This window comes from Streptomyces sp. NPDC059003 (assembly GCF_042740445.1).
Lineage (GTDB): Bacteria > Actinomycetota > Actinomycetes > Streptomycetales > Streptomycetaceae > Streptomyces.
On the sequence record NZ_JBHYJH010000133.1, the window covers coordinates 21,376 to 28,488 of the forward strand.

1 protein-coding gene is annotated in these 7,113 nt (G+C 73.1%); it reads right to left on the reverse strand.

The genetic code is table 11. The features are described from left to right. Positions 1-81: 81 nt before the first annotated feature. On the reverse strand, positions 82-7,113 hold a 7,032-nt coding region (locus ACFWZ5_RS33840; RefSeq protein WP_384891690.1), incomplete at its 5' end, for an SDR family NAD(P)-dependent oxidoreductase.

A 7,113-nucleotide genomic window follows, 5' to 3' on the forward strand; every position in this document is an offset into this window, starting at 1 on the left:
TTGTGTATAAGAGACCGCGACCGTCCCGGCACTCGAACTCGGTGCCGGGACGGTCGTGTGGTGAGGGCGGGCCCGGGGGCGTCAGGGCGTGGGCACCGCCATGGGGGCGCTCAGCCTGCCGACGGCGTTCTCGGTCCAGGAGTGGTCCTGCTCCGAGCGGGACCTGATGGTGAGGGTGCGGCCCGCGGAGGCGTCCTCGGGGCCGACGACGACCTGGAGCAGGGCGGCGTCCTTGGAGCCGAACGTGACGGGGGCGTTCAGGACGAGTTCCGCGATCTCGTCGAGGCCGACCGTCTGGGCGGCGTGGAGCGCGAGTTCGACGAAGGCGGTGCCCGGGAGGATGACGGTCCCCATGACGATGTGGTCGCCGAGCCACGCGTGGGTCGCCAGCTTCACGCGCCCCGTGAACAGGTGGCTGCCGTCCGGCAGTTCCGTGGCCGTGGCGAGGAGCGGATGGGAGGCCGACTCCAGGCCGAGGCCCGCGGCCGAGCCGACGGGGTCGGGAGCGTCGAGCCAGTAGCGACGACGCTGGAAGGCGTACGTCGGAAGGCCGACGTTCCGGGCCCCGCGCCGCCCGAGGAACCCCTGCCAGTCGACGGCGGCGCCGCACGCGTGTGCCTGGACGAGGCCTTCGAGCAGCGTGGCCGGTTCGTGCAGGCCGGAGCGGAGCAGCGACGCGGCGGTGGCGTGGGGCAGCGCCTCACGGGTGAGCGCGGTGAGGACGGCGTCGGGCCCGACTTCCAGGTAGGTGGTGACGCCCTGGTCGTGGAGCGCGGTCAGGCCGTCGTGGAAGCGGGTGGTGTTGCGGGCGTGATCGGTCCAGTAGGCGGGCGTGGTGATGAGGTCGGGGTCGGCGAGCCGGCCGGTGACGGTGGACACGAGGGCGAGGCGCGGCTGGTGGTACGTCAGAGACTCGGCGACGCGTGCGAAGTCCGCCAGCATGGGGTCCATGTGGGGGGAGTGGAAGGCGTGGCTGACGGTGAGGCGGCGGGTGCGTCGTCCCTGGTCGGCGAAGTGCTGGGCGATGGTGGTGGTGTCGGTGTCGTCGCCGGAGACGACCAGGGCGTGGGGGCCGTTGATGGCGGCGATGGCGGTGTGTGCGGTGAGGTGGGGGGTGACTTCGTCCTCGGTGGCTTCGATGGCGATCATGGCGCCGCCTGCCGGGAGGTTCTGCATGAGGGTGCCGCGTGCGGCCACCAGGCGGCAGGCGTCGTCCAGGGAGAAGACCCCCGCGGTGTGTGCCGCGGCGACCTCGCCGATCGAGTGGCCGACGGCATGGGTGGGCGTCACGCCGAACTCCTCGACGAGGAGCCGCGTGAGGGCCACTTGGAGGGCGAAGAGCCCGGGCTGGGTGTAGCGGGTCTGGTTGAGGAGGGCGGGGTCGTCGCTGAACACGACGTCCCTGACCGGGTGTTCGGCGTTGAGGTGGCGGTCGAGGGTGGCGCAGACCTCGTCGAAGGCGTCGCGGAAGACGGGGTGGGCGTCGTACAGCTCACGGCCCATGCCCGCGCGCTGCGAGCCCTGCCCGGTGAAGAGGAAGGCGACGTCTCTCGTACGCGGCTGCGCGTGCAGCGTGTCGGCGCCCGGGTCCTTCACGAGTGCCTGGAGCCGGGCAAGGAGCTCCTCGCGCGTCGTACCGACGGCGACGGCGTGGTGATCGAACGAGGTACGCGTCGTGGCCAGGGCGAGGGCGATGTCGGCCGAGCGCAGTTCGGGGCGGCCGATGACGTGGTCCAGGAGGCGCTGGGCCTGGTCGCGGAGCGCCTGTTCGGACTTGGCGGACAGGATCCAGGGAACCGGGGTCGCCTGCGGCGCGGCCGGGACGGAGGGCTCCGCGTGGACGGGGGCGGGCGGGGCCTGTTCGAGGATGAGGTGGGCGTTGGTGCCGCTGATGCTGAAGGAGGAGACCGCGGCGCGGCGGGGGTGGTCGGTCTCGGGCCAGGGCCGGGCCTCGGTGAGCAGCTGGACGTTGCCGGCGTCCCAGTCGATGTGCGGGCTCGGCTCGTCGACGTGGAGCGTCTGCGGGAGCGAGCCGTGGTGCATCGCCTGGATCATCTTGATGACGCCGCCGATGCCCGCGGCGGCCACGGTGTGACCGATGTTGGACTTCAGCGAGCCCAGCCACAGGGGTTCGTCACGGTCCTGGCCGTACGTGGCAAGCAGGGCCTGCGCCTCGATGGGGTCACCCAGGCTGGTGCCGGTGCCGTGGCCCTCGACGGCGTCGATCTGGTCCGGGGTGAGCCCGGCGTTGGCCAGGGCGGCCCTGATGACGCGCTGCTGGGAGGGGCCGTTGGGCGCGGTGAGGCCGTTGGAGGCGCCGTCCTGGTTGACGGCCGAGCCGCGGATGACGGCCAGGATCGGGTGGCCGTTGGCCTTGGCGTCGGAGAGGCGCTCAAGCAGGATCATGCCCGCGCCCTCGGCCCAGGCGGTGCCGTCGGCGGCCGCGGCGAACGACTTGCACCGGCCGTCGGGGGCCAGGCCGCGCTGGCGGCTGAACTCCAGGAAGATCCCGGCGTTGGCCATGACGGTGGCGCCGCCCGCGAGGGCCATGGAGGACTCGCCGTTGCGCAGGGACTGGCACGCCAGGTGCATCGCGACGAGGGAGGAGGAGCAGGCCGTGTCGATGGTGACCGCGGGCCCCTCCAGGCCGAGCGAGTAGGCGATCCGGCCCGAAGCCACGCTGCCCGTCGTGCCGGTGAGCAGGTACCCCTCGACGGGCTCGTCGCTCTGGTGGGTCAGTGAGACGTACTCCGTCGCGGACACGCCGGCGAAGACGCCGGTGGTGCTGCCGCGCAGGGACTCGGGGCGGATGCCCGCGTGTTCGAAGGCCTCCCAGGTGGTCTCCAGGAGGAGGCGCTGCTGGGGGTCGAGGGCGAGGGCCTCGCGGGGGCTGATGCCGAAGAACTCGGCGTCGAACCGGTCGGCGTCGTACAGGAAGCCGCCCTCGCGGGTGTACGTCTTCCCGGAGGCGTCGGGGTCGGGATCGTAGAGGTTCTCGACGTCCCAGCCGCGGTTGTCGGGGAACGCCCCGACCGCGTCACGCCCTTCCGCCACGAGCCGCCACAGCTCCTCCGGCGTGCTCGTGCCACCGGGGAAGCGGCATCCGATGCCCACGATCGCGATCGGCTCGTCCGTGGTGGCCCGGCTCCGCGCCGCACGGGCGGGACGACGGGCGGCACGGGCGTCGGCCTCGTCCTGTCCGCTGTCCACCAACTGGCCGCGGATGTAGGCGGCAAGCACCGCGGGCGTGGGGTAGTCGAACAGCAGCGTGGACGGCAGCCGCATCCCGGACGCCTTGTTGAGCGCGTTGCGCAGCTCCACCGAGCTGAGGGAGTCGAAGCCCAGCTCCTTGAACGACTGCCCCGGGTCGATCGCCTTGGGCGAGCCGTGTCCGAGGACGGCCGCCACATGGCCGCGCAGGAAGTCCAGGAGGATCCGCTCCTGCTCCGGCTCCGGGCGCCCCACGAGCGACTGCCGCAGGCCGCCGGCGTCCCCGGCCGACCGGGCCGCGCTGCGCAGGGGCGCGCGGACGAGGCCGCGGAACATCGGCGCCACCGGATCGGATCCGGCACGGGCCCGCAGCCCCGCGAGGTCGAACCTGGCCGGGACCAGCACCGCCGGGTCCGCGACGAGCGCCGCGTCGAAGTGCGCCAGCGCCTGCTCGGCGGGCATCGGGAGGAGTCCGCCGCGGTTCATGCGGGCGCGGTCGTGGTCGTCGAGGGTGTCGGCCATGCCGGTTTCCCACAGGCCCCAGGCGAGTGAGGTGGCGGGCAGGCCGGTGGTGTGGCGGTGGTGGGCGAGTGCGTCGAGGAAGGCGTTGGCGGCGGCGTAGTTGGCCTGTCCGGGCGAGCCGAGGAGGCCGACCACGGACGAGTACAGGACGAACGCGTCCAGGTCCATGTCCCGCGTTGCCTCGTGCAGGTTCCACGCGGCATCCGCCTTCGGACGCAGCACCCCGTCCAGGCGCTCGGGATTCAGCGCCGTGACGATGCCGTCGTCGAGCGTCCCGGCGCAGTGCACCACCGCGCCCAGCGGCCGCTCCGGCGGCAGGCCCGCGAGCAGGGCCTCCAACGCCTCCCGGTCGGCGGCGTCGCACGCCGCGATCGTGACCTCGGCGCCCAGCTCGGCGAGTTCCGCGACGAGGGTGCTCCCCGCCTGCGGGCCGCGCCGACTGATGAGCAGCAGCTTCCTGACGCCGTACGAGGTGACCAGGTGACGCGCGAGAAGCGTGCCGAGGGCGCCGGTGCCGCCGGTGACGAGCACCGTCTTCTCCGGTGCGAACGGCGCCCGTACGGCGGCCGAAGCGGAGCCGGATGTGGTGCCGCCGGAGGCGTCGGTGCGGACGCGGCCGAGGCGCGGCACGAGCAACTGGCCCTCTCGAAGGGCTACTTGGGGTTCCGCGGCGGCGACGGCCGCCGGTACCGCCCGCAGCGACGCGTCCGAACCGTCGAGGTCGATCAGCGTGAACCGGTCGGGGTACTCCGACTGGGCGGTGCGGATCAGACCCCACACGGCCGCGCCGGCCAGGTCCGTCTGCTCGTCGCTGGTGCCGGTGCCGGTGGACACCGCGCCCCTGGTGAGGATCACCAGACGGGAGTCCGGCCGATCGTCCGACACGAGCGCCTGGACCAGGCCGAGCACGTGATGAGTACGGGCCCGCGCGGCCTGCGCCGGATCGACCTCGGAGGCCTCTGGGACGCACCACGTGACGAACACGTCGGGTCCGGAGCCGTCGTCCCCGAGGGCCGTGGGAAGCGTCACCGCCTCCGGGGCGATCTCCACCGCGGAGTCGAGGAGGGACAGCGGCGCCGCGAGATGGTGGTTCCACGGATCGGCGACCACCGCCCACGTGGCGGGCGCCGCGTCCTGGCCGTCGGCCGCGGTCGCGGGGACGGTGAGCCAGTCGACCTCGTAGAGCTCGCCGCCGTCGGCGGCGCGCGGGACGGCGAGCTGCTCGGGGGCGACCGTGCGCATGGTGAGCGCGTCGATCGTCAGGACCGGCGCGCCCGTCTGGTCGGCGATGACGAGCGAGGTGGTGTCCGGCGTGGGCGACGCGAGCCGGACCCGCAGGGCTTGGGCGCCCGTCGCGTGGAGCGACACGCCGGCCCAGGAGAACGGCACCCTGATGGCGTCGTCGGCCGCCCCGTCCGCCGCGACGAGCGCCGCCGACTGGAGCGCCGAGTCGAGCAGGCCGGGGTGGATGCCGTACGCGCCGGGATCCGCGTCGGCGGGAAGAGCGACGTCCACGTACGTCGTGTCCCCGTCCTGCCAGGCCGCCCGCATGGACTGGAAGAGCGGTCCGTAGGCGAGGCCCGCGTCGGCGACCCGCCGGTAGAACTCCTCCGTGTCCAGGGAGTCCAGGCCGACCGGAGGCCAGACGTCGTCCGTGAGCACCCCGGTCAGGTCGGGCGCGTCCCTGCGCCCGTCCGCGAGCACACCGGTGGCGTGGCAGGTCCAGTCGGCCTCGGCCGGGGCGTCCTCCGGCCGGGAGTGGACCGTGAAGGTGCGCCGCCCGGAGCTGTCCGCCGCCTCGACGAGGACGCGCAGCTGGAGCGCGCCGCGCTCCGGCACGGAGAGGAACACATGGTGGGTGAGTTCCTCGATGTGCTCACAGCCCACGTGCTCCGCCGCGTGCAGGAGGAGGTCGACGAACGCCACGCCCGGCATGACCGTCGTGCCGAAGACGATGTGGTCGGTCAACCAGTCCGGATCGGATCCGGAGACCCGGCCGGTGAACAAGTGCCCGCCGCCGTCCGGGAGTTCCGCCAGCGTGGTCAGGACCGGGTGACCTGTCGCGGTCAGGCCCAGACCGTCGGCGCCCGCGGCGGGCTTCGACGCCTCCAGCCAGTAGCGCTCGCGCTGGAAGGCGTACGTGGGGAGGCCGGGCTGGGCGGACGGCGCCGGGAGGTGGGCGGTGAGGTCGGCGCGTGCGCCACCGGCATGGATCCGGGCGAGCGCGGTGAGGAAGGCGGCGGGTTCGGGCTGCCCCTTCTTGAGAACGGCCGTGGTGGTGACGTCGGCGCCGTTGGTTTCGGTGGTGGTGGTTTCGTTGACGAGGGTGGTGAGGACGGGGTCGGGGCCGAGTTCGAGGTGGTGGCGGACGCCGTTGGTGTGGAGGGTGTGGATGCCGTCGTGGAAGCGGACTGCTTCGCGGATGTGGCGGGTCCAGTAGGCGGGGGTGGTGAGGGCGTCGGGGTCGGCGAGCTGGCCGGTGAGGTTGGAGACGACGGGTATACGCGGCTGGTGGTACGTGAGTTCTGCGGCGACGCGTGTGAAGTCCTCCAGCATGGGGTCCATGTGGGGGGAGTGGAAGGCGTGGCTGACGGTGAGGCGGCGGGTGCGTCGTCCCTGGTCGGCGAAGTGCTGGGCGATGGTGGTGGTGTCGGTGTCGTCGCCGGAGACGACCAGGGCGTGGGGGCCGTTGATGGCGGCGATGGCGGTGTGTGCGGTGAGGTGGGGGGTGACTTCGTCCTCGGCGGCTTCGATGGCGATCATGGCGCCGCCGGTGGGGAGGTTCTGCATGAGGGTGCCGCGGGCGGCGACCAGGCGGCAGGCGTCGTCCAGGGAGAAGACTCCCGCGATGTGCGCGGCGGTGATCTCGCCGATGGAGTGGCCGGTGAGGTAGTCCGGCGTGACGCCGAACGACGTCGTGAGCCGGTAGAGGGCGGTTTCGAGGGCGAACAGCGCGGCCTGGGTGTAGCGGGTCTGGTTGAGCAGAGTGGGGTCGTCGTCGAAGACGATGTCCTTGAGGGCGTGTTCGGCGTCGAGGTGGCGGTCGAGCGTGGTGCAGACCTCGTCGAAGGCGTCGCGGAAGACCTCGTGGGCGTCGTACAGCTCACGGCCCATGCCCGCGCGCTGCGAGCCCTGCCCGGTGAACAGGAACGCGGTCTTGCCGGGGCGGGCGGTGCCGCGCGCGACCGCGGGCGACGGCTCGTCGAGGGCGAGCGCGCGCAGGGCCCGGCCGAACGCCTCGTTCTCGTCCGCGACCAGCACGGCCCGGTGGGGGAAGGCGGTACGCGTCGAGACGAGCGCGTGGGCCACGTGATCCGGGCGCAGTTCGGGGTGTGCGGTGAGGTGGTCGAGGAGGCGCTGGGCCTGGTCGCGGAGGGCGGC